Genomic DNA, 25,494 nt, shown 5'->3' on the forward strand with positions numbered 1-25,494 from the left:
CCTTTCCCCCTTGTCCCTTTGCCCCCCTGCTCCCTACTTCTCCTGCTCCCGTATGCTTACCCTTTTCATTCGGGGGTTACGTGGTTAACAATGGGTTGAATGTTTTTCAAATGATTCAACCTTATGGCTAGAACTCCAAATGAATATGCCGTATACCTCCTACTGGAAAGCGGCCACCGGGAAGAAGTACGTTTTCCTACTATTCAAGAGTTTCAGAAGTGGTATAGCGGCGAACTTGTGCCAAAGTCTGCTTCTAATGACTTTATTAGCGTGCCGATCAAAAATATTCAAGGGGAATATATGGTAATACGCCCTTCTCGGATCGTGGCAATCCGGGTAGAACCAGTTTTTAGTTCCAGTGTTGAAAGATTCAACTAAATGATGAGAAAAACCCTTGCTTTGTTTTCCTTTAGTCTGGGAATTGCCCTTGTAAACCCTCTCTGGTCGGTTGTTGCTCAAGTTCCTAACTTTCTGCCGTTGCCAGTACCGACTACTCCTGATCTCCCGGCTCTACCAATACCAACTACTCCTGAGGTAACGCCGCCGCTAAAACCAATTGCTATCGGAAGCGATTGTGCGCTCCAGCAGACTTGCTTGGGTTGGGATGAGCAAATTTGGGGTCAAAGAGGTAAAACCGGCGTTGGCGCTTCGCCCACCGGAGGTGATCGCAAAGCGCTGTTGGCTTCCATTGATAACAGTCTGCTTTATCTAACAAAGAAAGAGGCGATCGCAGCATATCAAAATTATCCAGTTGAGGGAATTACCCTTGAGCGCGTCCGCCGAAGTTTGATACGTTTTCGCCAACTAGTTGTCAGTTCTAAGTCAGCAGCGCAATTACAAGCCGCTGTTCGCCGAGAGTTTGTCTTTTACCAGTCTGTAGGCAACGATGGCAAGGGTACTGTTAAGTTCACTGCTTACTACGAACCTATTTATACTGCTAGCCGTGTCAGGACTGCCACATATAAGTATCCCCTTTATCGGCTACCATCTGATTTCAGCCAATGGCCAAAACCCCACCCAAAACGAATTGATTTGGAAGGAAAGGATGGTTTACTAGGGAAGAAGAGCCAGTTGCGTGGTTTAGAAATGCTTTGGTTTCGCGATCGCTTAGACGCATACATGGTACATATCCAAGGTTCTGCCCAAATTAAATTAACTAATGGTAAAACAACATCCATTGGCTATGCAGGTGGAACTGATTACCCTTGGACTAGCATCGGCAAAGAACTAGCCAAAGATGGCAAACTTCCACTGGAAGGGTTGACAATGCCACGTCTAATTAGTTATTTCAAAGGAAAGCCCCAAGAGTTGAGCAATTATCTGCCACGCTGGGAACGATTTGTTTTCTTCCAAGAAACAAGTGGTAGACCAGCTACTGGTAGTATTCATGTGCCAGTGACAGCAGAACGTTCCATTGCTACAGATAAGTCTCTCATGCCTCCAGGAGCGCTAGCCCTGATTTACAACTCGTTTCCCTATCCTATTAGTGGTGGCAAACTAGAGAGGCGTACTGTCAGCCGCTTTGTACTTGACCAGGATACAGGAAGCGCCATCAAGGGCCCGGGACGGGTGGATTATTTTATGGGGTCTGGTAAACTAGCAGGCGATCGCGCTGGTATCACAGGCGGTAATGGTTCACTATATTATTTGCTGCTCAAGGAATAGGTATTGGGTATTGGGCACAAGGAGCAAATAGTCAGAGGAGAAACACTTACTACAACTTCCCCTCTGCCTCCTATGCTCCCCCATTCTCCACTTTCTACTACAGACCTCAACCAACCTTTCTACAGAAGCCTTAAGCAGAATTATTCAATAGCAGAACGTTCAAACACTACTGAGAGATTATTTGCTGGCATTTGGTAAATCTGTTTCAAAATCAAATGTTCTGCCTTAGCTGCTGCCACTACATCATCCAAGTTACGCACGCCCCATTCTTGGTTTTGGGCGCGTAAATATTCGTCAAAAGCGGCATTACTTGCTGCTGTATGTTCGTAACCTTGTTTAAAAGGCCCATATAAATAGAGAATACCTCCTGCTGCTAAGACCCGACCTGCCCCTGCCATTAGTCCTAGACAGGCTGACCACGGTGAAATGTGAATCATATTAATATTGACGATGGCGACAATTGGCGAAATATTAAGCCACTGAGCCACTGCTCCTTTCTCTACTGCCCAAACTGGTTCTCTGGCATCTAGCTCAAGCGGTGGACAAACGTTATTACATCCAATGTGTTCAGTCCATGCAATAATGCTGGCTCGTAATTCTAAATTTGCATCTGTTGGTAACCACAAATGAGAACTTAGCCTAGACGCAAAAAATACTGCGTGTTCACCAGTACCACTTGCTATTTCTAAAATAGTGCCACTCTGAGGCAATACCTGCAAAAGTATTTCTAGAATTGGTTCACGGTTGCGCTCAGTTGCTGGTGCATATTGTCGTGCGTCTTGTGGTGTCATCCGTATTGTTTTTAAACATATACTCAATTTATCTTTAGAAATCCGATTTTATCCCTGAACTTATTTGCGTAGGGAGGAAACAGGGAACAGGAAAAAAGGGAATAGACATGTACTGAGTTTTTTCAAAAATCAAATATTAGTCAGATTGCAGTTATCCAAAATCAAAAATGTTAGTGATAATTCATCTTCTTAATATCCAACGCCTAAAATCAAGTATTTCTATTCTCTGGCAATGACAATATCGTTAGATTTAATGACTGCATAAGCTTCTTTTCCCTCAGATAGTTCCAATTCTTCTGCGGAAGCTCTAGTGATAATCGAAGTTAATTCTACTTTATGAATAATTTCCAGAGTCACCTCACTATTAACTGCTCCATAAATAACTCGTTTAACGACACCTTTAAGAATATTCCGAGAGCTAACTTTTAGTGATTTTTTGGGAATACTACTTTCTATGTCAGGCTTTTGAGTGTAGTAGATATCTTCCTGTTCTTCCTGGTGAGTTGGTGGTGATATTGGTGTCGAAGAGTGCTGATTGAGACTACGCACGAGTTCCCGCAGAATCTCAGTCTTGGTGCGTTGAGACTGTTCACAGAACTCCTCCAGAATCTTCCGCTCGTCCTCTGATGTTTGAAATGTAACCCATCCTTGTTCTTTTCTTGGCATAATAATATTATCAATTTTGGTTATCTTGGTAAAATTCTACCAAGTATCAATTCGATATGTCGTTTTAGTAATAACATTTTTTTTGTCAGGATTTTCGGCATTTTTAGCGAAAATTAATCAACTAATCTCATACAGATAACTACATAAATATTTATTTTTTGTGGTGCAAAATATTCTGCTACTTGAAAATGTCTAACTGCCACTATCTTTATACCAATAAGGATGGTATACCGTTTATGGTATTTGTTGAGATAGCGATGCCTAGGTTGGGCTACGCCTACGCAGAGGTAATCTGGGCGAAAATTCTAGATGGCGATCGCGTGAGTGCCGTAGGATTATTTAACGTGAGTTCACAGTAGGGGGATGAAACACCTAAAATCTCGTTCTCAAGACCTGCGGAGTTTATTTGAGAACAATATCACTATTGAATACGTGGCAGAACCCCTTAAAGCTATGCCCGCCGATGCGGAAGTGACAGAAGTGCTGCATTGGATGCAGGCACAAAATTTTGATGTTATCGGCGTTGAGACGGGAGATATTATTAGCGGTTATGTAGAACGTTCTAGTTTGATTCAAGGCAAAGAAGGAAAGTGTGGCGACTATCAACGGGTGTTTCATCCAAAAGAGCTAATTGCCATTTCCACCCCACTTATGAAGTTGCTACCCATCCTACAACAAACCCCGCGATTGTTTGTTTTAGACTGTAATCAGGTAAGTGGCATTGTTACCTGTGGCGACTTGCAGAAAGCACCCGCGCGAATGCTACTGTTTGGCTTGGTAACGCTGCTAGAAATGAATCTGCTGCGGCTGGTGCGGATTTACTATCCTCAAGATTCTTGGCAAAAAGTCCTCAAACCTGAACGCTTAGAAGTTGCTCAAAGGCTATGGCGAGAGAGCCAAGAAAGAAACGAAGCTACCGATTTATTAGATTATCTGCAATTCTGTGATAAGCGAGAGTTGATTTTAAATCAACCAGAACTTCTCCAGCAACTGGAACTAAAGTCCAAGCGGTTTGGCGAACGCTTCCTCAAGTCTGCTGAACAGTTGCGAAACCGATTAGCTCATGCCCAAAATTTAGTTAGTGGTTCCTCTTGGACAGAGTTGATTTCTCTAGCAGAGGAGATGGAAACACTGTTAATTCGCTGTGAAGAAGTTGAGTGAATTTTTCAGCCTTACACAACATTATTTAACCATCTTGTCAAGTCTGCCACTGTGGAGAAATCTAATAGCGCCTCGCTTAAATCCTCTAATTGAGTTAGGGATAATAGCCTTAACGCGGCTTGTTGAGCGAATCACTCACTTGGGTACCTGTATAATTGGGAACCCAACCTTCTGCGATCGCAAAATAGCGTACCCCTTTGAAATTCAACGATGCAGTCGGGCTGCACCAATGTTCAACGCCGGCGGGGATATAGAGATAGTCTTGTGCCTGAACTAAAAGCTGTACCTGGCTGCCATCAGGTCGCACGAAGCCATAGATCATTTCTCCTGCCAACACATAGAGGGGTTCAGCGGCAGGATGAGTATGGTAACGCCCATAGGTTGCTATCAGATGGTGAAGATTAAAGGTACCCGGATGCACATTTAGCAAGTCACACCAGAGAGCGCCATTTTCTTGCTGAATAAATTCAAAGACGCTGTTATGGAGTTCTACACAATAACGTTTCTCGGACTCAGTTAAAAAGTCCTGGTCTAGCAGATTGGGAAAGAGAAGCGATGTTCCTGGGTCGTAGTGTCTGAGTTCAATGCCAAGAGGGGCAAGCTCACGAGCTATTTCGCCTAAATTGCTCTCAATCGTACCGTCGTCAAGTAGTAGGTTAGCCATGACAAAAAGACTAATTAACTGTTAAGAAGAGTATACTCAACTTTGAGCTTAAAAGTCACTATTTCCGATTGATAAGCCGGGGTTTGATGACTGATGACTGATGACTGATGACTGATGACTGTTAACCGTCAACCGTCATCAGTCAACGTGAAACAGCCCTGCCTTTTAGGGGTGGGATGAGCTTAAAGAAGAAATTTATCGCCAGAATGATGTTCATTGGTACCAATAGCATCTAAGCTAGTACGGGTGAACTATATCTAGCATGGAATGTCTGACTTAATTCTGTTTTGGCATCGGCGCGATTTACGCATTTCTGACAATACGGGACTGGCTGCGGCAAAACGGCAGAGTCCGAAAGTGGTGGGCGTGTTTTGCCTTGATCCGCATATTCTGGAACGGGATGATGTTGCTCCTGTAAGAGTAACTTATATGATTGGCTGTTTGCAGAAACTCCAAGAGAGATATGCTCAAGTTGGTAGCCAGTTATTAATACTCCACGCTGATCCTGTACAAGCGATACCAGCTTTAGCAGAAGCTTTAACAGCCAAAGCTGTTTTTTGGAATTGGGATGTAGAACCTTATTCGCAAGAACGCGATCGCGCCGTTATAAATGCACTCAAAGAAAAAGGCATTCAGTTTCTTAACCAAAACTGGGATCAAATCCTTACCTCCCCAGATGAGATCCGCACGGGAGGTAATCAACCTTATACGGTTTACACCCCCTTCTGGAAAAATTGGATTACCAAACCGAAAGCGAACCCAGTAGAAACTCTGCAAAATGTTGAGGGGTTAACAGATGCTGAACAAGAAATTGCTAAACTTGCAGGAGCCTTGACACTACCTTCAGCTAAAGATTTAGGATTTATTTGGGATCAACAATTGATTATTTCACCGGGAGAGGCGGCGGCGCAAGAACGGCTAGAGGAATTTACTAATAAAGCTATTACTGAATACCAAGAACAGCGGAATTTCCCCGCAGTGGACGGAACATCGCAACTGAGTGCAGCTTTGAAATTTGGGGTAATTGGCATTCGCACCGTTTGGCAAGCCACCATAGAAGCACTGGAAAACAGCCGCAGTGAGGAAACAGCAGTTAATATCCGCACATGGCAACAAGAATTAGCTTGGCGGGAGTTTTATCAACATGCAATGTATAACTTTCCCGAATTAGCTGATGGTGCTTTCCGCGACACCTTTAAAAACTTTCCTTGGGAAACTAACGAAGAACACTTCCAAGCTTGGTGTGAGGGGAGAACAGGTTACCCCATTGTTGATGCAGCAATGCGCCAGATGAATGAAAGTGGCTGGATGCATAACCGTTGTCGAATGATTGTCGCCAGTTTCCTCACTAAAGACTTGCTAATTAATCCCCAATTGGGAGAAAAATACTTTATGCAGCACCTGATTGACGGAGATTTATCTGCCAATAATGGTGGTTGGCAATGGAGTGCTTCTAGCGGCATGGACCCTAAACCCGTGCGAATTTTCAACCCAGCTAGTCAAACACAAAAATTTGATCCAGAAGGGGAATATATTCGGCAATGGGTATCAGAATTGCGGTCTGTAGATACAGAATATTTAGTTACTGGTAAAATTCCACCTTTAGAACGTCATGCTGTTGGCTATCCTGACCCAATTGTCGATCATAAAATCCAACAACAGCAGTTTAAACAGCGTTATCAACAACAAAAAACCCTTAGTAGTGGTGAGTAAAATTGTGGGTTTTTTAATGTTTCTTCCTTAAAAAATGTTCGTAGTCAGGACTGAAGTCTTGATTTTGTCATTGTCTGCACGACCAAAATTTTAAGTATTTATACTTTATTTTGGCAAGCATGCGTGTAGCAATATTCCCAAAGGGATACGCCAACATCTTTTGGTGCAAGCGATCGCACCTAGATGGAAATGACCAAGCTTTCAGCCTAGTTTGCATAATTTCGGATACATTACCGCAAATGCGCTGATACTTTATTTCCCCCTCTTCATAAATTCCGCAAAAACACCGTTACGCTATTTGTGCTTGTGATCAAAACTTAGAGCATCCAGTTTATTAGGGCGTGTTTATGACCAACCCTGTAACGACGGTTATCCAAGTCAATCTGGAGATGGCTCTAGAAGTAGCTCAAGAATTGGAGCAAGCTCCATACACTCAACTCAGTACTTATTGTTTAGAGATATTACGGGAGATAGGATGTCCTGGTACTGAACTCCCAGTTAACTTACAAACTCGCGATCAGCAGCTAAACTTTATCACTGGCTTTGCATCTTATGCATTTGGGGAGGTACAAAGTGTATAAAACATTAATTGAAGATATCTTCTATGATCCAGAAGAGGCAGAAGAAACTACTTTTCCCGCCACCGATAAAGATTTATTAATTTTAACAGAAAAGTTTTTAGGGTTTGAAATTCCTTCAAAGGTTTTCTTACAAGCTATAGCCATTGCTGATTACGATGGTGCAGCTGCTTTCCGCTACGTTGATAATTATTTGACTACCCTCAAAAATAAGAATAAACGTAAGCATAAGAAATTACTTGTGTTAGGTGCTTCGACTAGGTTTGAGAATAACTAAGGTGTTTCTTCATAAGCTAACCCTGAACCAATACGATTTAGATAAGATATTTTGCACGACCGATGTAGAGACGTTGCATTACAAGGTCTCTACAGAGATTTGTCCCACACCGATAAGAAAGAACAATTAAAATTTATCGGTATCTGAGGCTGGGTTCTTTATTAGATCAAGCATTTTTCTGTGTGTGCTAATTACGAATTAGTCCCAAGACAAACTTGTTCATAGCTTTTACCAGCGATATCCCAAGTGAATTCAGTTTTTACCAGTTGTCTACCGTTGTGAGACAATTCTGAACGCAGATGTGGACGATCAAATAGTTGACTAATAGCGGTAATGTACTCTGTCGGTTTATTCGCTCGTAATGCCCGTAATGATTGACTAGCACCATCTACGGCTAATCCTTCTAAGCCGCGATCGCTTGCCACTACAGGTATACCAGCTGCCATTGCCTCTAAAGTTTTATTTTTAATGCCAAACCCAGTCCGCATGGGTACAACACAGATGGTTGCTTGATGTAAATATTCTACCATCGAAGGTACACGCCCAATCACATTAATTCCTGGTTTGTTATCAAGTGCTAAAACCTCTGGCACCGGATGAGAACCGACAATATCAAAAGTTGTGTCAGGATAAATTTTTTGAATTTCCGGCAAAACTTGGTTGCTAAAAAAGCAGACAGCATCAATGTTTGCCAAATTATCCATTGCACCGATAAAAATTAAGCGATGTCCTCCTGGATCGGTTGTACGGTTGGGGAAAGAAACTAAATCTACGCCATTGGGAATAACTGTAATTTCACTATTAGGGTTGAATTCCTGTAGTTGAATTTTATCTTCTTCTGTTGTTGCCACAATTGCCGAAAATTTAGCACAGTAGCTTTGTTCATAACGGTGCAAAAGTGGCAGATTAATTTTGTCTCTGAGGGAATTTTCTGAAATACCTGTTGCTAGTTGATTCCGACAGGTAGCGTAAACAGAACTATGAACATTAACTATGGTTTTTAGCTGTTTCTGAAAATGCGATTGTACATAAATTTCATTGACGCTATGTTCGCAGGTAATCACATCACATTTTCCCGCTTCCACCCAGTTATTCACCCAAGTTTGCATCTCAAGTGAGTAGCGGTTGAGTACACTTGGTGGTGTCCCTTGTTGCAAAAATCTACCAAATCGCTGTATTTTCTGGAATATTCCGGTGGTTCCATAATCTGGCGGGCGTTCAAAAATGGCTAGATGATCCACACAATCGCGTAATCCTGCTATTTCTGCATCTGTAAGATCACCCTCGCGTTGAGTAGCGAGAGTAACAGTATGGCGTTGACTCAGGTATTTAAGTAAATTAAATGTCCTGACTTGGGTTCCCCCGCGCGTTGGTGGGTAGGGAAAGGTGGAAGATAGCATTAAAATGTTCATACAAGTGATGAATCAAATGTGATATATACACCATGACCTCATTGGAGGCTGTATGTCATCATTTAACTCATCCCACGGCTACGAAAAGATAGCAAGTCTTTCCGACACGCTCTCGCCTTCCCTCGTTTTCTTGAATTGCCGTGGGGAAACCGATTAGTCATTGGTACTAATGACTAAATCGGCGGGTGGCTGTCCCGAACACCCTTTGAAGGGATGGGATTCCCGCCGATTTTCGTTAGAAGTCCCTTACCAGACAGTTTGCGAGCGCTCTTGTACAACTTGCTGATATACTTCTTCAGTTTGCTTGGCTAGTTTCGGCCAGCTAAAGCGTCGCTCTAAATCTTTATAAGCATTATCCACCAGCCATTGCCGATATCCTGGATTTTTCAAAACCTCCAAAATTCCCCAAGCTAAAGAATCGGGATTGTTCACCCAAGTAACAATGCCTGTTTTGGTATGTTGAACTACTTCTGGGAAGCCACCAGTATCAGAAACTACTACAGGTACACGAGAGGCAAAGCTTTCTAAAGCCACAATCCCAAATGGTTCGTAAAGACTAGGAAAAACGGCACAGTCAGCGACAGTTTGGAATTTATCTAAGTATTCATCGGAGAGAAAACCTGTAAAATAGCAATGATGCCAAATTCCCAAATCCCAGGCTTGCCGCTTGAGATGGTCAGTATTGCCGCCACCAACGATCACAAATTTCACGTTACCTCCCATTTGGGAAAGTATTTTGGGTGCAGCATTAAGTAATACAGGTACACCCTTTTCGTAAGTCATGCGACCGAGGTAGTAAACGATTTTCTCCTCGTCTGCGGCGAATTGGCGGCGAAAATCCAGAGCATGGAAATCTACGTGATGTTGTTTCTTTTCGGCTCGGATACCATTATAAATGACATCGATTTTGTCCCAAGGACTTTGTAGTGCTCGTCCTAGTTCTTGGCGCATATAGTCGCTACAGACGATAATCCGCCAAGCGTTGAAAGCTAGCAAGTTTTCTTTGCCATTAATATAGCCTTGGATGTCTGTGTGAATACCGTTATAGCGTCCGTATTCTGTAGCGTGAATTGTGGCAATTAGTGGTATTTTAAAATTATGCTTGAGAGCGATCGCAGCATCTCCAACTAACCAATCATGGGCATGAATTAAATCAAAGGGCCCTTCTTCTAAAATCAACTTCCCACCGTGATCTCCCATACTCAGGTTGAGATTGACTACCCAGTGGAAAAAGTCATTACTATGTGCCACTGGCACCCGATGCACCTTTACTCCCTCAACCACCTCATACATTGATGCCTGACCAAACTCTGCTGTAATCAGGTGGACTTCATGCCCTAGCTTTACTAGTTCTGGGTACAACTCCGCTACATGCCGCGCAATTCCCCCAATAATCCTCGGCGGAAACTCCCAACTCAGTACCAGTATCTTCATCTGCTAGACTCCCCAACACTTTACAAATATCTAAAAAACTACATTTACCTAAAAATACAAGGGTGGCAAATGCAGTGAGTATGTTTACTAAAATTTTGAGATTTTTTAACAGTGATTTTGTTAAAGCTTATCAAAGGTTATCAACTGTGGGCTAGGGATAGGAAGCAAGGATAATAAGCTGTTAAGCATTTAATTTGCACATTGAGATCGCAGGGGGGCAGGGGGCAGGGAGCAAGGGAGAGGGTTTGCAGCTTTTATTACCATGAAAATGGTGCAATTTAAATGACGATTAGCTTACTAATTCGTAATTAGAACAATTGAGCACTCGTTTTGCAACTTAGGCTTTAAGAAGGGATAACGACGCAAACAGAATGAACTTGATCGCGCCCTTGCTGTTTGGCTAGATAAAGTGCTTTGTCCGCAGCATTAATCAAGTCTTGCGGCGAAATTTCGGAATTTGGCACAATGCTGACAACGCCTAGACTGACAGTAACGCGATCGCACACACTAGATTGAACATGAGGAATGGCCAAGTTGCGAACTGCTTGTCGAATAGTTTGAGCTACATAGATTGCTCCTTGAATCTCTGTATTAGGCAGAATGACAGCAAATTCTTCCCCGCCGTAACGCGCTACTAAATCGGCTGGACGCTTAATAATACTTTTGAGGGCACTCCCCAATTGCCGCAAACAATCATCCCCTGCTAAATGCCCATAGGTATCGTTGTAGCGTTTAAAAAAATCGACATCGAACAAAATTAAAGACAACGGCGCTTGCTCGCGTTTGAGGCGATGCCACTCATCCTCAAGATACTCATCAAATCGGCGGCGATTGGCTATTTGAGTCAAGCCATCTAGGGTAGCTAATCTTTGTAGTTCTTCATTGGCAGCTTGTACCTGCTGGTAGAGTATTGATTGATGAATAGCGATCGCTACTTGCCTTGCCAACTGCTGCAATAAATTAACTTCAAACGCTTGCCAGTAACGAGGTGCGGCGCACTGGTGAGCAATCAGTAAACCCCACAGATGCTCCCCATTCAAGATCGGCACTACCATCGCGGCCTTAATCTGATAAAGCTCTAATAACTCTAAAAGATCGGCTGAAAAATTAGACTCCTGAATATCATGTAAGACTGTAGGTAATCCCTGGTAATAGCCGCTAAAATCTTGTTTGATCGAAAATGGGTGCATTATGTGCTCTAATCTCTGGGGATAGTCATTATCCACTGATTCCGCTGCAAAATTGCCACTTCCGTCAGATTCTAACTGGTAGATAGCTACGGAATCTGAACCCAAACACTGTCGAATACTGTTGACTGTTGTATGAAGAACCTCCTCCAAATTCAGTGATTGCCGAATCTGTTGAGTTACTTCAGTAATTAGCCGCTCTCCCTCCGCCTGTTGTCGCAGTAAGCCTTCGACTTGTTTGCGAGTGCTAATGTCTTCTACCGAGCCAAGAATCTGCGTTGGAGTACCGCTACCATCTCTGGCAAAGATGACTTCTCGTGTATTGAGCCAACGCCACTCCCCATTTTTGTGTCGGAATCGGTATTCGGTGGAAATTACTTCATTGTCGCTAAGGTTAACGAAGCGACTTGGTAGGTCATAGCAGAGGTGTTGGTCATCTGGATGAAAGCAATTTATAAACCATTGCGGATCTGCTTGACAAATTTCCTCCGCAGAATAGCCTAAAACTGCAACACTCTGCTCGTTAAGATAAATGCTTGTTCCTTGTAAAAGGTCAAACAAATACAAAATATGCGGTACGGTATTAGCAATTTTTTGCAGAAAATCTTGACTTGAGCGCAATGCTTCTTCAGCTTTGTGGCGTTCGTGCAGCGCGGCTTGATATTCACTAATATCTCGCCCCTCGGAAATTAGTAGTGACACACGCCCTGTTTCATCGAGTATAGGACGTAGTGAGAAATCAATCGTCATAACTCGATGATCTCGACCTAAAACGTCAACTTCATAGCGAATCGATTCACCATTGGCAGCAGATGCGATCGCAGTTTTTAATTGTGCTTGGGTCTTTGGAGAAATTGTCCACCATTTTCCTTCCCAAAATGGTTTACCAACTACTTCTTTTCGAGTAATTCCAGCAAATTCCAGTGCTGTTTGGTTAGCTTCTAACACTATTCCATCCGGCTGAAGCAATCCGATAAAGTGAATGGTTTGATTGAAAATAGCACGGAATTTTTGCTCATTTTCACTTAAAGCTTGTTCTACCAGTTTACGGTCAGTAATATCTCGTCCAACCGATTGAAGTTCTACAATCGTACCCTGGTGATCAAATATCCCTCGAATAACCCACTGTGTCCACCGCACCCCTTGGCAAGCTATGACCCGATTTTCAATGGTGATAACGGGATTTTCTAAGCTGATGGAATTTACCAGACTAAACACACGTTCCCGGTCTTCCTCAAACACAATAGGTTCGTAGTGGTAAGCGATAATCTCTTCCCGCTTCAGTTCAAAAAATCGACAGAAAGCTTCATTAACAAATGTAACGGTACCATCTGGTAAGCCTCTAGCAATCAGTTCTGTTTGGTCTTCGAGGATGGCACGATAACGCGCTTCGCTTTCTTGCAGTGCTGCTTCTACCTGTTTGTGTTCGGTAATATCAAACACTAAACCCTGAAGTACCTGAGTTTGTCCATCGGCACAGAGAACAAGATTGGCTTGGTTTCGTACCCAAATTGTTCTGCGATCATGCCGAATCATCCGATACTCAATGTTCAAAGGCTCTCCGGTAGCGATCGCAGTGTCTACAGCTTGCCAATAGCGATCGCGATCGTCTGGATGAGTGTAATCTAACCAACTATTCAAGAAACCATGATTCCAATCTTCCGGGGCAATGCCTAATAATTGTTGCAGTTGCGGACTAATATAAGCTTCTTTTGCTGTGTTATTAATCGGTGAGATATAAACAACGCCCGGAATTTGTTCTACTAGAGTGCGATACTTTTGCTCCGCCTCAGAGAGTTTTTCTTGCGCCTGCTTGCGACTCATGATGTTTTGAATTTCTACAATAAATTATATTTTGCTGTTAGAAATCCCGCACTAGAGGCACACTCAAGGATAGTTGAGCCAACAGTGAGTCAGTCTGCTTTGTGAAAGCTAAACCTGCCAGTAACAGGCTAAAACTCCTACACTTAAGGCTGCTGTTGACAGCCTTTGTAATTAAAATTAATGGATGTTGAAGAAGAATTGATAACAAAAAAACTGGGGTGCGGGACTAAAAAGATCAGATTCAGATGCTCGCGGACTTGCTGCCACTGCGCTATCTGCCACTCGACCTCCAATTCATTATGAATTCTGACCGAAGAGGCGGAGGGGCACTTTGCTCTTAGCTGGGGAAGCAATAGAAAGCCCCGTTCGCACAGCGTCTCCAAGAGTTGCCGTGAAGTGGAGCGGAACATGGGTATCAAGCCCCGTCTTTCTAAGACGTTCTTAATTGGTCGGAGTACAAGATCCGTTACTACCTCCCCCCTGCTCCCTGCTCCCTGCTCCCTGCTCCCCTGCCTCTTTTGACCGGAGGCGGAGCTTTCCTTGCTCCGCTCCTGACTCCTGAATTTTATTAGCTTTGATCCAAGCGCAGTACTGCCATAAAGGCTTCTTGTGGTACATCCACAGTACCTACAGATTTCATCCGCTTTTTACCTTTTGCTTGCTTCTGTAATAGTTTCTTCTTCCGGCTGATGTCACCACCGTAGCACTTGGCTAGCACGTCTTTCCGCAAGGCGGGGATGTGTTCGCTGGCAATAACTTTACTGCCAATAGATGCCTGAATTGGTACTTTGAATTGATGGCGGGGAATTAGTTCCTTGAGTTTTTCTGCCATCGCCCGCCCGACGTTGTAAGCTTTATCGCGGTGAACAATCATCGCCAAGGAATCTACGGGATCGCCGTTAATCATAATATCCAGCTTCACCAGAGGATTTTCACGGTAGCCGATAATGTGATATTCCATACTAGCGTAACCACGCGATCGCGACTTCATTTGATCAAAAAAGTCAGTCACAACTTCCGCCAAGGGTAGCTCGTAAGTAAGTGTGGTTCGTCCTTGGGCGAGATATTTCATATCCTTGAAGATGCCACGGCGATTTTGTGACAACTCCATTAAGCTGCCAACATAAGTTTCCGGGGTAATCATCTCTACTTGGACGTAGGGTTCTTCAATTCTTTCGCGATCGTTGGGAGAAGGCAAGCGGCTAGGATTATCGATGTACAGTTCCTCACCTTTGAGGGTAATCACCTTGTAAACCACCGAGGGGGCTGTAATGATTAAATCTAGGTTATACTCCCGCTCTAGGCGTTCCTGGACAATTTCCATGTGCAGTAAGCCCAAGAATCCGCAACGAAAGCCAAACCCCATAGCGCTAGAAGTTTCTGGTTCGTAATGTAGCGCTGCGTCGTTGAGTTCGAGCTTTTCTAAGGCTTCCCGCAAATCTTCAAATTGGTCTGCATCAATGGGGAACATCCCGCAAAAAACCATCGGGTTCGCTTCTGCGTAACCTGGCAAGGGTGACTCTGCTTTGGCCTTACTAAGGGTAATTGTGTCGCCTACCCGTGCATCCGCTACAGCTTTAATTGCCGCTCCCAAATAGCCTACTTCGCCAGCGTGTAGTTCTTCAACTTGCTTTTGAGTGGGAGAAAGGACACCTAACTCATCAATTTCAAATTCTTTACCAGATGCCATTAAATGGATGCGATCGCCTTTTTTCAGTGTGCCATCCATCACCCGGAAATACACAATTACTCCCCGGTAACTGTCGTAATAGCTATCAAATATTAACGCTCGTAAGCGTTCATTTATCGTATTGGGCGGTGGTGGTATCCGCTCAACAACTGCTTCTAAAATCTCATTAATACCAATTCCTTCTTTAGCAGAGGCAAGAATTGCACCACTGCAATCTAGACCGATAATTTCTTCAATCTCGCCAATTACCCGTTCTGGTTCTGCCCCAGGCAAATCGATTTTATTCAAAACCGGGATAATTTCCAGATTACTCTCTAACGCTAAATATACATTTGCCAAAGTTTGCGCCTCCACACCTTGGGACGCATCTACTACCAATAGCGCTCCTTCACAAGCAACAAGAGAACGGGAGACTTCATAAGAGAAATCCACATGTCCTGGAGTATCAATTAGGTTCAGGACATACTGCTGACCATCCTTAGCTGTGTAGTTCATCCGGGCAGCTTGCAGCTTAATTGTAATGCCGCGCTCCCGTTCCAAATCCATATTGTCGAGGAACTGTTCCTTCATCTGTCGGTCTTCAACAGTGCCAGTAGCTTGTAGCAAGCGATCGGCGAGGGTTGATTTCCCGTGGTCGATGTGAGCAATAATACAAAAATTGCGAATGCGAACTGCGGGAACGTCAGTCATATACTATCTTTGCCTTAGCAGCAACCAAAGTTAAAAGAGCAATTTACTTAATGTATTTTAATGCTTTCTTAGCCAAGACGCTGCTTGCTTTTAATGGGGATTAGGAACTGGGGAAGAGTTTTCCTAACCCAATCCCTAATAGCCAGTACCCAATACCCCATCCTTAATCCCCAATCCCCTCTTCACCCCATCTTCAACTTTCGATCTAAATAGGTGGACTTTTAAGAATATTATGAAAGTCTATTTGTTGCTGCTAGTATTCATCAGCTAGGAGCGTACAATAAATGTAAATAAGTACATGTAGGGATCATGTAGGGATCATGGGCAATTACCACCCGTAATTACCCAGAATCACTGATTTATCGGCAAAACTTCTAAAGCCATTGTCTAGTCAGTTATATGAAAAATGCGATTTAAAACTTAAAGCCTGTTACTTTGGTGCTATTTTGGGGAACTATTTAACTGTACCCTTGAAGATTTTTCAGCGAATTAGCCCAAACTATGAATATAACTGCTTTACAAAGCTTTAGACAAAACCAATTCAGAGTATATCAAACCTATGAATATGCAAGAGAAAACTACCGAAGCGGAAAACACACGAGCCGATAAGGTAGAAATTGCTGTCCGCCTGGACTCCGAACTACTAGAGCAAATTCAGCATCTCACCAATGATCCAAGTAAAGTGATTGAGGTGGCGATTCGCCAGTGGTTGCGGGGTGAAATCCTTAGAGATGACGAACTAACGCGCACCCCTGTGCGTACCCCCGTTCCTCCTCGTGGTGAATGGAACGATTGACGCTATCAATTAGCTGTTAATGCAAGTTAAAAAAGTTAAGTTTGCCAATCTGGATTTCAGAACACCAAGAAATACTCAATAAAAAACAAAAAAGCTGTAAAAATTTATGCAAAAATTTGAGCAGCTTTAGTAAAATTACGGTCGGATACCCTTTGTTTATCCAACTCAATTAATGACTATTACTGCCAATTCCCAATTGCCAAATGTATTTTCCCAAAATCTGGAATCTATTACCAGTAAGACTGATAGCTCATTACCAACTCTAGGAGCCGAGTTGGTCTATACGCAAGATGGGGCAGGGCGCTATCTGACCTTTTATTGGCAGCACAGCGAACTCCTGGGGTTAAATACGGAAAAAATAGTTGACGAGCTGAACCAGACCCAAACCTTTGTCCCGGTGGATAAGGTTACTTATTTGGAACGATTGCACCGAATTTTGACCAGTTTAGTGCCAGAAAGGTTTCAGTGTTGGTTTAGCTACCACCAGGAATTATTTGAGTTGGACTTAGTGATTAGTCCGATTATGCCAAGCTTGGGAACGACTGCCACTACAGTTTTAGTGATGGGACGCTTAGTGCAAGCGACACTCAACAAAAAACAAGTGCGTGTGGCATCAAAAACGCCCACACAAATAGAGTTGGCAATACGTTCACAGCAACACCAAAAACTGGTAAATCGGATTACCAGAAATATTCGCCGGACATTGGATTTAGATATTATTTGGCAGCAAACAGTTGACAGCTTGGGGAAAGCACTGCGGCTAGAGCGCTGTATTATTTGTCCTTATCAGCCCTCTAGCTCAAAAGTGGGGGTGAAGGCTGAGTATCGCCAGCCAGAACTTAAATCAATGCTAGGCTCAGAAATAGATATAGCTTCTGAACCTGCCTTTGCTCAAGTTTTGGCAACCCTAGAACCAGTTGTCATGGAAGTGTCTGGATACACAGAGGCTGGGCGGCAGAAAACTTTGGTAATTGCGACTTGCTATCAAGACCAAGCCAATGGATTGGTTGCCTTGAGTTGGCAGGATGAATGTTACACATTAACAGAATCGGAATTAGAACTGGCAAAAGAAGCAGCAGATCAATTGGGAACTGCGATCGCACATGCTACTTTATATAAAGAATTAGAATCAGCGCGTCAAAAAGCCGAAGAAGCTTCCCGCCTCAAAAGCGAGTTTCTAGCTAATGTATCCCATGAAATTCGTACTCCCCTCAACGGCATGATTGGCTTCTTGAAGCTGATTTTAGAAGGGATGGCAGATGACCCAGAAGAACAAAACCAATTTTTGGCAGAAGCTCACCACTTATCGATACATCTGCTGAATATCATTAACGATATTTTGGACATTGCTAAAATCGAAGCTGGCAAAATGGAATTAGCTTATGCTCCAGTCAAGCTAGATGAGCTATTCAGTGCTGTAGAAAATTTCATGCGTCCCCAAGCAGAAACGAGAAACCTCAGCTTCCGGATGCAAATGCCTGCTATCTCCGATGAAATCATTGTCCAAAGCAACTACCAACGGTTGCTACAAGTTATGCTCAATTTGGTAGGTAATGCCATCAAATTTACCCATGAGGGCGGTGTCACCGTCAGCGCCGATTTAGTACTCAAAAAAGCGAAGCCGAACTTTCAAGGTCAGGAATTTCCTGGCATGGTGAGAGTACGTGTGGCCGACACTGGCATCGGTGTTTCCTTAGACAAACAAGATAAACTATTTCAATTATTCTCTCAGGTGGATGGCTCCCGCACTCGCCATTACGGCGGCACAGGTTTAGGACTGGCAATATCCCAAAAGTTAGTGGAGGCAATGGGCGGCGAGGTACATTTTTATAGTCTGGGCGAAGGTCTTGGCTCAACAGTCACATTCACTGTGCCACTATATCAACAACCAGTTATGGTTTCATCTAGTGATAACGACTCAATAAACAGTGTTGAATGCTGAGTTAGTCATTAGTCATTGGCCATTAGTCATCTGGAACATTAACAATACTGGGTTTTGAGTTTTAAATTTTTTGAGAAATTATTATTTAATAAGCATATTGGGCATGGGGTATTGGGAAAAAACCTTCCTTGTCCTTCTCCCCCCATTCTCTTCAGCACTTTAAAGGCTAAAGTAGAGTAGGAGGGCTTGCAAGAGAAATTGTTCAGCTAATCTAATATCAAGTTGCTAAAACCAGCAATGGTTTAGTCAAAAGTCGTTAAAAACTGACATCTGACAATCTGGCGGCAATTAGATTTAGGATCGATTTAACAAAGCTGAAAAACAAAATTTTGGATAATGGTTAATGAGTAACCGCGCATAAGGTACAGGGATCATTATTCTTCAATGCCCCATGCCCAACGCCCCATTCCCCATGCCCAATCCCCATCATTAACTTAGCAGGTCTAAAACTATGGAACTCACAATTGACAACGTTGAAACAGTCTTAGATGAAATGCGCCCTTATCTCATGTCTGATGGCGGCAATGTGGAACTCGTAGAACTCGATGGGCCTGTTGTAAAACTGCGCCTGCAAGGTGCCTGTGGTTCTTGCCCCAGTTCTGCAATGACCCTGAGAATGGGTATTGAACGCCGCCTCAAAGAAATGATTCCTGAAATTGCAGAAATTGAACAAGTGGTGTAAAAGTTAGGAGTTAGGAGTTAGGAGTTATGAGTTTTGAATCAACTCCTAACTCCTCATTCTTAACTCCTAACTATTCTTATGTCCCATCCTCTTTACATCGCTTTTATCTGGCATCAACATCAGCCGCTGTACAAATCTCCTGGCAGCGGCGTTTCGCTATCTCCAAGTCAGCAGTACCGTCTACCTTGGGTACGTTTGCATGGGACTAAAGATTATTTGGATTTGGTATTGCTCTTAGAGCGGTATCCTAAGTTACACCAAACGGTGAATTTAGTACCATCACTGATATTGCAACTAGAAGATTATATTGCTGGCACTGCTTTTGATCCTTACCTCACAGCCAGCTTGACACCGGATGAACAACTCACCCAGCAACAGCGGGAATTTATTATCCAACACTTTTTTGATGCCAATCACCACACTCTGATTGATCCTCATCCCCGCTATGCCGAGTTGTACCAGCAAAGGCAGGAAAAAGGACAAGCTTGGTGTTTAGCAAATTGGGAATTGCCAGATTATGGTGATTTGCTAGCTTGGCATAATTTAGCTTGGATCGATCCGCTGTTTTGGGATGACCCGGAAATTGCGGCTTGGTTAAAACAGGGTCGGAATTTTACTTTAAGCGATCGCCAGCGCATTTATTCCAAACAGCGAGAAATCCTTAGCCGCATTATCCCCCAACATCGAAAAATGCAGGAGGCGGGGCAGCTAGAAGTTACTACCACGCCTTATACTCACCCGATTTTACCCTTGCTAGCTGATACCAACTCTGGTCGGGTAGCTGTGCCGTATATGACACTGCCAAATCAGCGATTTCAGTGGGAAGAAGATATTCCCCGCCACTTGCGGAAAGCTTGGAACTTTTATAAAGACCGCTTTGGACAGATACCCCGTGGTTTGTGGCCTTCGGAACAGTCAGTCAGCCCGGCGATACTTCCACACATTATTGACCAAGGGTTTAAGTGGATATGCTCAGATGAAGCCGTCTTGGGATGGACGCTGAAACACTTTTTTCATCGGGATGGGGCGGGGAATGTGCAGCAACCAGAACTGCTGTACCGACCCTATCGCCTGCAAACCGCAGAGGGTGATTTGTCAATTGTGTTTCGTGACCACAGATTATCAGATTTGATTGGCTTTACCTACGGTGCAATGCCAGCAAAACAGGCAGCTGCGGACTTAGTGGGACATTTGCAAGCGATCGCTAAAATGCAAAGAGAGAGTCACAGTGAACAACCTTGGCTAGTTACCATCGCCTTGGATGGGGAGAATTGTTGGGAATTTTATCCCCAAGACGGCAAACCCTTCCTAGAAGCTTTATATCAAAGCTTGAGCGATGAACCCCACCTCAAACTCGTCACTGTCTCCGAATTTCTGGAAGAATTTCCAGCCACAGCTACCATTCCCGGAAGGCAACTACATAGTGGTTCTTGGGTGGATGGTAGTTTCACCACTTGGATCGGCGATCCCGCCAAAAATCGTGCTTGGGATTACTTGACAGAAGCAAGGGAAATGCTAGCAAGTCATCCCGAAGCGACGGAAGAAAACAACCCAGAAGCATGGGAAGCATTGTATGCCGCAGAGGGTTCCGACTGGTTTTGGTGGTTTGGTGCAGGACACTCATCAAATCAGGATGCCATCTTTGACCAGTTATTTCGAGAACACTTGTTTGGCATTTACAAGGCATTAAATGAACCTGTACCGCCCTACCTCAAGCAACCAGTGGAAATCCACGAAGCACAGGGAAGCCACACTCCACAAGGATTTATCCATCCTGTTATCGATGGTAGGGGTGATGAGCAAGACTGGGACAAAGCTGGACGCATAGAAATTGGCGGGGCGCGGGGGACGATGCACAACAGCAGTGTCATCCAGCGACTTTGGTATGGGGTGGATCACCTCAATTTCTATTTGCGGCTGGACTTTAAAAATGGCGTTGCCCCAGGGCGAGATTTTCCAGCAGAGTTGAATTTGCTGTGGTTCTATCCAGAAAAAACAATGGTCAATAGCCCAGTCCCCTTGGCAGATGTACCAGATGCAGCCCCACTGAATTACCTTTTCCACCATCTTCTAGAAGTTAACTTGCTGACGCAATCGATTCAATTCCGGGAAGCTGGAGACAATCATCAATGGCATCCCCGTTTCAGCCGCGCTCAAGTTGCTTTAAATAATTGTTTAGAGTTGGCAGTACCGTGGGCAGACTTGCAAGTTCCGCCAGATTATCCCCTGCGTCTGATTTTGGTGCTTGCTGATGAAGGGCGTTTTTCCAACTACTTGCCAGAAAATGCTTTGATTCCCATTGAAGTGCCTTAGTACTCAATAGGTTTGGTGTTACACCATTTCACAAAATACCTAGTAGGGGCGTACATCTACGCCCCTACAGCAAATTCATGTGTTGCCAAGATTTTTGTAATGCATATTGAATTTCTCTTGTCAATGCGTAAATTCTACAAAATTTATTTTTACTTTTTGAATTTTCAATAGGAGAGTAATAAGGATTTGGCAAAGATGCAGTAATATTACTGTTCTCCATGAATATTTATCGTAAGATTAGAGACATTTCAGAGCAGATATTTTATACTAATGAATCGCTTTTCTCAGAAAATAACTAATTCTCAAGAGAGCATTTCACAGCAAACTCAACTTGGTCAGATGTGTGGTTCCAAACGGCTATTTCGCGATCGCTATGAAATATTGCAAATTTTGGGTAGAGGTGGTTTTGGCATCACGTTTTTAGCCAAAAATGCCGTATTACCTGGGAATCCCCTGTGTGTCATTAAACAGCTTTGTCCGAAAGTAACTAGTCCCCAAAGTTGGCAAAAGGCGTGTACGCGCTTTGAAAAAGAAGCAAGAACTTTGGGTCAACTCGGTAGTCATTCGCAAATTCCCATGCTATTAGACTACTTTCAGGCGAATGGGGAGTTTTTTTTAATTCAAGAATACGTACCGGGTTTGACTTTGGCACGAGAAATGCGGCAAACTGGGCCCAAAAGCGAAGGCTCAGTTAAACAGTTTTTGCAGGAACTATTACCTGTATTACAGTATCTTCATAAACATCATGTGATTCATCGGGATATTAAGCCCCAGAATTTATTGCGCTGTGAGTATGACGGGCGGGTAGTGCTAATTGATTTTGGTGCGGTGAAAGAGCAATTAGTTAATGCTTGTGAAAACTCAATCAATCAAACTGCAAACACCAACTTTATCGGAACTAGGGGATTTGCACCACCAGAACAGTTTTCTCTACGTCCAGTTTATGCCAGTGATATTTATGCACTGGGTGTAACTTGTATTTATATGTTGACTGCTAAAAGTCCTTTAGAATTTGACTACGACGCAAATACTGGTGAGATATGCTGGCAAAAAGAGGTAAATATTAGCGATAGTTTCGCCCAGATTTTAGGAAAGATGGTGAAAATTACGTTAAATGATCGGTTTAAGACTGCCGATGAAGTGATAAAAGCTTTAAGTAACGAAAGCTATTTGCCTACTTTGGCTAACTGTCTAACTACCCAAAAATTAAATAATAAAAGTATTGCACAACACGGAAATTCCTACGAAACTCCTGATGTATACATGCCACCTGTCGCCAGAACTGCTAGTGCTATTCGTAAATGGAGAGCAAGGCTCAAGTAAGCAAGGTCACACAGTTAAGTTGAAGACCTTTTACCTAACGTATAAAATGAATAATTAATTATGGCGATTTAAAATAGCTAAAACAAATTTAGTAAGTATTTTAACTACATTTCATAACCAGTGATGGTTAATTAATCAGGGTTTATCTCTAATACTTAGCAAGTTATTGGTTGACAATATACAAGCATAATTACTAGGTTTAAATGTTGAGAAAATTTTTTTATTCAGATTACTATATAATCGAAAGAATAATTAATCTTATGGCTCTCGTAGTTTTCCACAGATGAGGAAGACTGACTACTATTTACAAACGCTAACTATATTAAGTAATTCCCCAATCCCCAGAACAGGGTTTTCTACCACAAGTAAGCGAGAGCTAATTTTTTTAAGGGAAAGTTCGGGGCAAACTTAGCCTAAGTTGTCATGCAGTCGCGCCTGTCAGATCATGATCTGCTGCTTAAATCCCGATTGCTCAAATCCCCTGAATCCCAATGGAAAGAAGTTTTGCCAAAGTTGTAGCACCCCATTGGTGTCACTTTTAAGAAATCGTTTCCGTGTCATCCGAGTCCTTTCAGATGAGGGGGGATTTGGCAGAACCTATCTATCAGAAGATGTAGATAAACTCAATGAACGCTGTGTTATCAAGCAATTAGCTCCAAAATTCCAAGGAACTTGGTCGCAAAAAAAGGCGATGGAGTTGTTTGCGGAAGAAGCGCAGCGACTACAAGACCTTGGTGAACATCCCCAAATTCCGACTTTGCTAGCTTACTTTGAGCAAGACGGCTGCCTATATTTAGTGCAGCAGTTTATCAATGGAGAAAATTTATTAAAGGAGTTGCAGCAACGCAAGGCGTATAACGCTAGGGAAATTCAATCTATTTTGCTAGATTTACTGCCCATCCTGAAATTTATCCACGATCGCAAAGTTATTCATCGAGATATCAAGCCAGAAAATATTATCCGCAATAAAAGTGATGGGCGATTAAGTCTGATTGATTTTGGTTCCTCAAAGCAATTTACAGCCAGAGTTCAGCAAAAATCTGGCACATCCATTGGTTCGCATGGTTATTCTCCCCTGGAACAGATTAGAGATGGTAAAGCTTTTCCCGCCAGTGACTTGTTCGGTTTAGGGGCTACCTGCTTTCATTTGCTAACAGGAAATTCCCCCTTTCAGTTGTGGATGGAATCTGGGTACGCCTGGGTGAGTAATTGGCGAGAATATTTGCGGAGTCCATTAAATCCTGAGTTGGATTTTGTCATCGACAAGCTTTTGAAAAAAGACATCCATGAACGTTACCAATCAGCCGATGAAGTCCTCAGAGACTTGACTCCAAAACAACTCCTGGCACTACCACCTGCGGGTAAGTCATCTGGGAAAATACCCGCAACTCAAGCCCCATATTTACCAAAAACTTATCCCTTACTGAGAACATTAGTTTTGGTAAGTGCTTTTATTCTGTTGTTCGGATTCCAAGAATCTTGGTATAAACATTTTCGCCGGATTCAGACTACTTTGGTCTCTAAGCTGAGTCAGCACAATAATTCTGGCAAAAATGAGGCGGTTTTAGTTCAACCACCAAAGATTACTTTGGGGAACGTTTCCTTAGCGAACACCCTTCAGGGACATGAAAACTCGGTTTTATCCGTCACCATCAGCCCCGATGGCAAAACAATTGCCAGCAGTGGCGACGATCGCACAATTAAACTTTGGAATCTAGCAACCGGAAAAGCAATCTCTTCACTCAACGCCTATTCTCAGCAGGTGAATGCTGTGATGATTAGCCCAGATGGCAAAACTTTGGTTAGTGGTAATGATGACAGCACTATCAAAATCTGGAATCTAGCAACCGGAAAACAAATTCGCACTCTTACAGGGCATTCTGACTCAGTTCATGCCCTAGCCATCAGCGCTGATAGCCAGACCCTAGTTACTGGTAGTGATGACAACACCATTAAAATCTGGGATTTAGTAACAGGAGAGCAAATTCGGACACTGTTAGGGCATACATTCTGGGTGCGATCGATAGCCATGAGCCAGGATGGCGTGATTCTTGCCAGTGGCAGTTTTGATAAGACGATCAAAATCTGGAATCTAACAAAAGGGTATTCAATCCGTACACTGGAGGGAAATTCTCAAACAGTAACAGCCGTAGCTATCAGCCCAGATGGTAAAATTTTAGCCAGTGCTAGCCGCGATGCCTACGACAGGCTACGCCTACGCTCCATCAAACTTTGGAATCTAGTTACGGGAAAAGAAATTCGCACACTAGTGGGACATGCAAACACTGTCACAACCGTAGCCTTCAGTGCCGATGGTAAAATTATTGCTAGTGGTAGCCGCGATCGCACTATCAAACTATGGAATTCAGCCACAGGAGAGGAAATTCTCACATTGCCGGGGCACACTAACACCGTGACATCCGTTACCTTCAGTCCTGATGACAAAACCCTTGTCAGCGGTAGTGAGGACAATACTATTAAGATTTGGCGCTTGTCTCAGTGAGTAGGGATTGGGATAGTTCATCAAATGACCGAAGAGGCGGAGGGGCAGGGGGCAGGGAGCAGGGGGAGCAATAGAAAGTCCCGTTCGCGCAGCGTCTCCAAGAGTTGCCGTGAAGCGGAGCGGAACATGGGTATCAAGCCCCGCCCAAAAGCGAGCGTTCTCGATTGGTCGAAGTACAAGATC

20 protein-coding genes and 1 pseudogene are annotated in these 25,494 nt (G+C 43.4%); 13 read left to right on the forward strand and 8 right to left on the reverse strand.

Translation table 11 applies throughout. The features are described 5' to 3' along the window. Window positions 1-123: 123 nt before the first annotated feature. Window positions 124-378, forward strand: a complete 255-nt coding sequence (locus F8R90_RS14820; RefSeq protein WP_190891914.1) for a hypothetical protein — start codon at window positions 124-126, stop codon at window positions 376-378. A gap of 3 nt (window positions 379-381) precedes the next feature. Continuing rightward, a complete protein-coding gene (gene mltA, locus F8R90_RS14825) occupies window positions 382-1,665 on the forward strand; it encodes a murein transglycosylase A (protein WP_196511392.1) in 1,284 nt (427 codons plus the stop codon). Window positions 1,666-1,805: 140 nt separating this feature from the next. On the opposite strand, the gene F8R90_RS14830 is transcribed toward mltA, so the two are convergent. Further along, window positions 1,806-2,456 carry a DUF938 domain-containing protein gene (locus F8R90_RS14830; protein WP_196511369.1) on the reverse strand — a complete coding sequence of 217 codons (651 nt, stop codon included), beginning with the start codon at window positions 2,454-2,456 and terminating at the stop codon, window positions 1,806-1,808. Window positions 2,457-2,675: 219 nt separating this feature from the next. Next, window positions 2,676-3,122 carry a TOBE domain-containing protein gene (locus tag F8R90_RS14835; RefSeq protein ID WP_190891918.1) on the reverse strand — a complete coding sequence of 149 codons (447 nt, stop codon included), beginning with the start codon at window positions 3,120-3,122 and terminating at the stop codon, window positions 2,676-2,678. Between the two features lie 188 nt (window positions 3,123-3,310). On the opposite strand from F8R90_RS14835, the gene F8R90_RS14840 reads away from it, so the two are divergent. After that, a complete protein-coding gene (locus tag F8R90_RS14840) occupies window positions 3,311-3,481 on the forward strand; it encodes a hypothetical protein (RefSeq protein ID WP_190971403.1) in 171 nt (56 codons plus the stop codon). 4 nt (window positions 3,482-3,485) lie between these two features. Continuing rightward, on the forward strand, window positions 3,486-4,283 hold the full coding sequence (locus tag F8R90_RS14845; protein ID WP_196511370.1) for a hypothetical protein: 798 nt from the start codon (window positions 3,486-3,488) through the stop codon (window positions 4,281-4,283). A gap of 11 nt (window positions 4,284-4,294) precedes the next feature. Here the strand turns inward: F8R90_RS14845 and F8R90_RS14850 are convergent. Both F8R90_RS14850 and F8R90_RS14855 read right to left on the reverse strand, forming a co-directional pair. Beyond that, window positions 4,295-4,405, reverse strand: a pseudogene (locus F8R90_RS14850) (DUF4351 domain-containing protein); the annotation flags it as partial. Then, window positions 4,393-4,947 (reverse strand): 1,2-dihydroxy-3-keto-5-methylthiopentene dioxygenase, encoded by a 555-nt coding sequence (locus F8R90_RS14855; RefSeq protein WP_196511371.1) that lies wholly within the window; start codon window positions 4,945-4,947, stop codon window positions 4,393-4,395. The pseudogene F8R90_RS14850 and the gene F8R90_RS14855, both read right to left, overlap by 13 nt. A 267-nt stretch (window positions 4,948-5,214) precedes the next feature. Between F8R90_RS14855 and F8R90_RS14860 the strand changes: the two genes are divergently transcribed. From F8R90_RS14860 to F8R90_RS14870, 3 genes are all read left to right on the forward strand, one after another. Further along, window positions 5,215-6,660: a deoxyribodipyrimidine photo-lyase, 8-HDF type gene (locus F8R90_RS14860; RefSeq protein WP_196511372.1), complete on the forward strand. Its 1,446-nt coding sequence runs from the start codon at window positions 5,215-5,217 to the stop codon at window positions 6,658-6,660. Between the two features lie 347 nt (window positions 6,661-7,007). After that, on the forward strand, window positions 7,008-7,241 hold the full coding sequence (locus F8R90_RS14865; protein WP_190891926.1) for a hypothetical protein: 234 nt from the start codon (window positions 7,008-7,010) through the stop codon (window positions 7,239-7,241). Beyond that, on the forward strand, window positions 7,234-7,515 hold the full coding sequence (locus F8R90_RS14870) for a hypothetical protein (RefSeq protein WP_196511373.1): 282 nt from the start codon (window positions 7,234-7,236) through the stop codon (window positions 7,513-7,515). The genes F8R90_RS14865 and F8R90_RS14870 overlap by 8 nt, the downstream gene beginning before the upstream one ends. Window positions 7,516-7,706: 191 nt before the next feature. Here the strand turns inward: F8R90_RS14870 and F8R90_RS14875 are convergent, their stop codons facing one another. The 4 genes from F8R90_RS14875 to lepA form a co-directional block, all read right to left on the reverse strand. Beyond that, complete coding sequence (locus F8R90_RS14875) at window positions 7,707-8,927, reverse strand: glycosyltransferase family 4 protein (protein WP_196511374.1); 1,221 nt, start codon at window positions 8,925-8,927, stop codon at window positions 7,707-7,709. Window positions 8,928-9,173: 246 nt separating this feature from the next. Beyond that, window positions 9,174-10,361 carry a glycosyltransferase family 4 protein gene (locus F8R90_RS14880; RefSeq protein WP_196511375.1) on the reverse strand — a complete coding sequence of 396 codons (1,188 nt, stop codon included), beginning with the start codon at window positions 10,359-10,361 and terminating at the stop codon, window positions 9,174-9,176. Between the two features lie 344 nt (window positions 10,362-10,705). After that, window positions 10,706-13,372: a PAS domain S-box protein gene (locus tag F8R90_RS14885; RefSeq protein WP_196511376.1), complete on the reverse strand. Its 2,667-nt coding sequence runs from the start codon at window positions 13,370-13,372 to the stop codon at window positions 10,706-10,708. A gap of 568 nt (window positions 13,373-13,940) precedes the next feature. Then, window positions 13,941-15,752 (reverse strand): translation elongation factor 4, encoded by a 1,812-nt coding sequence (gene lepA, locus F8R90_RS14890; protein ID WP_196511377.1) that lies wholly within the window; start codon window positions 15,750-15,752, stop codon window positions 13,941-13,943. Window positions 15,753-16,311: 559 nt separating this feature from the next. On the opposite strand from lepA, the gene F8R90_RS14895 reads away from it, so the two are divergent. From F8R90_RS14895 to F8R90_RS14920, 6 genes are all read left to right on the forward strand, one after another. Further along, window positions 16,312-16,548, forward strand: coding sequence for a hypothetical protein (locus F8R90_RS14895; protein WP_012408258.1), 237 nt, complete (start codon window positions 16,312-16,314; stop codon window positions 16,546-16,548). A 172-nt stretch (window positions 16,549-16,720) separates the two neighbouring features. Then, window positions 16,721-18,490 (forward strand): ATP-binding protein, encoded by a 1,770-nt coding sequence (locus F8R90_RS14900; RefSeq protein WP_196511378.1) that lies wholly within the window; start codon window positions 16,721-16,723, stop codon window positions 18,488-18,490. A 451-nt stretch (window positions 18,491-18,941) separates the two neighbouring features. After that, window positions 18,942-19,172, forward strand: a complete 231-nt coding sequence (locus F8R90_RS14905) for a NifU family protein (protein WP_012408256.1) — start codon at window positions 18,942-18,944, stop codon at window positions 19,170-19,172. Between the two features lie 78 nt (window positions 19,173-19,250). Next, window positions 19,251-21,485: a glycoside hydrolase gene (locus F8R90_RS14910; RefSeq protein WP_196511379.1), complete on the forward strand. Its 2,235-nt coding sequence runs from the start codon at window positions 19,251-19,253 to the stop codon at window positions 21,483-21,485. Between the two features lie 270 nt (window positions 21,486-21,755). After that, the gene (locus F8R90_RS14915) at window positions 21,756-22,808 is read left to right on the forward strand and encodes a serine/threonine-protein kinase (RefSeq protein WP_196511380.1); all 1,053 of its coding nucleotides are present in this window, start codon (window positions 21,756-21,758) and stop codon (window positions 22,806-22,808) included. A gap of 445 nt (window positions 22,809-23,253) precedes the next feature. After that, window positions 23,254-25,311 carry a serine/threonine-protein kinase gene (locus F8R90_RS14920; protein ID WP_196511381.1) on the forward strand — a complete coding sequence of 686 codons (2,058 nt, stop codon included), beginning with the start codon at window positions 23,254-23,256 and terminating at the stop codon, window positions 25,309-25,311. The last annotated feature ends 183 nt before the right edge of the window (window positions 25,312-25,494 follow it).

It is taken from the genome of Nostoc sp. NZL (assembly GCF_015714705.1).
Lineage (GTDB): Bacteria > Cyanobacteriota > Cyanobacteriia > Cyanobacteriales > Nostocaceae > Nostoc > Nostoc foliaceum_A.

What these genes read in the sequence shown, in the direction of transcription:
- F8R90_RS14820 (WP_190891914.1), top strand. Translation starts at nt 124, where the DNA reads ATGGCTAGAACTCCAAATGAATATGCCGTATACCTCCTACTGGAAAGC.
- mltA (WP_196511392.1), top strand. Translation starts at nt 382, where the DNA reads ATGAGAAAAACCCTTGCTTTGTTTTCCTTTAGTCTGGGAATTGCCCTT.
- F8R90_RS14830 (WP_196511369.1), bottom strand. Translation starts at nt 2,456, where the DNA reads ATGACACCACAAGACGCACGACAATATGCACCAGCAACTGAGCGCAAC.
- F8R90_RS14835 (WP_190891918.1), bottom strand. Translation starts at nt 3,122, where the DNA reads ATGCCAAGAAAAGAACAAGGATGGGTTACATTTCAAACATCAGAGGAC.
- F8R90_RS14840 (WP_190971403.1), top strand. Translation starts at nt 3,311, where the DNA reads ATGTCTAACTGCCACTATCTTTATACCAATAAGGATGGTATACCGTTT.
- F8R90_RS14845 (WP_196511370.1), top strand. Translation starts at nt 3,486, where the DNA reads ATGAAACACCTAAAATCTCGTTCTCAAGACCTGCGGAGTTTATTTGAG.
- F8R90_RS14855 (WP_196511371.1), bottom strand. Translation starts at nt 4,947, where the DNA reads ATGGCTAACCTACTACTTGACGACGGTACGATTGAGAGCAATTTAGGC.
- F8R90_RS14860 (WP_196511372.1), top strand. Translation starts at nt 5,215, where the DNA reads ATGTCTGACTTAATTCTGTTTTGGCATCGGCGCGATTTACGCATTTCT.
- F8R90_RS14865 (WP_190891926.1), top strand. Translation starts at nt 7,008, where the DNA reads ATGACCAACCCTGTAACGACGGTTATCCAAGTCAATCTGGAGATGGCT.
- F8R90_RS14875 (WP_196511374.1), bottom strand. Translation starts at nt 8,927, where the DNA reads ATGAACATTTTAATGCTATCTTCCACCTTTCCCTACCCACCAACGCGC.
- F8R90_RS14880 (WP_196511375.1), bottom strand. Translation starts at nt 10,361, where the DNA reads ATGAAGATACTGGTACTGAGTTGGGAGTTTCCGCCGAGGATTATTGGG.
- F8R90_RS14885 (WP_196511376.1), bottom strand. Translation starts at nt 13,372, where the DNA reads ATGAGTCGCAAGCAGGCGCAAGAAAAACTCTCTGAGGCGGAGCAAAAG.
- lepA (WP_196511377.1), bottom strand. Translation starts at nt 15,752, where the DNA reads ATGACTGACGTTCCCGCAGTTCGCATTCGCAATTTTTGTATTATTGCT.
- F8R90_RS14895 (WP_012408258.1), top strand. Translation starts at nt 16,312, where the DNA reads ATGAATATGCAAGAGAAAACTACCGAAGCGGAAAACACACGAGCCGAT.
- F8R90_RS14900 (WP_196511378.1), top strand. Translation starts at nt 16,721, where the DNA reads ATGACTATTACTGCCAATTCCCAATTGCCAAATGTATTTTCCCAAAAT.
- F8R90_RS14905 (WP_012408256.1), top strand. Translation starts at nt 18,942, where the DNA reads ATGGAACTCACAATTGACAACGTTGAAACAGTCTTAGATGAAATGCGC.
- F8R90_RS14910 (WP_196511379.1), top strand. Translation starts at nt 19,251, where the DNA reads ATGTCCCATCCTCTTTACATCGCTTTTATCTGGCATCAACATCAGCCG.
- F8R90_RS14915 (WP_196511380.1), top strand. Translation starts at nt 21,756, where the DNA reads ATGAATCGCTTTTCTCAGAAAATAACTAATTCTCAAGAGAGCATTTCA.
- F8R90_RS14920 (WP_196511381.1), top strand. Translation starts at nt 23,254, where the DNA reads ATGATCTGCTGCTTAAATCCCGATTGCTCAAATCCCCTGAATCCCAAT.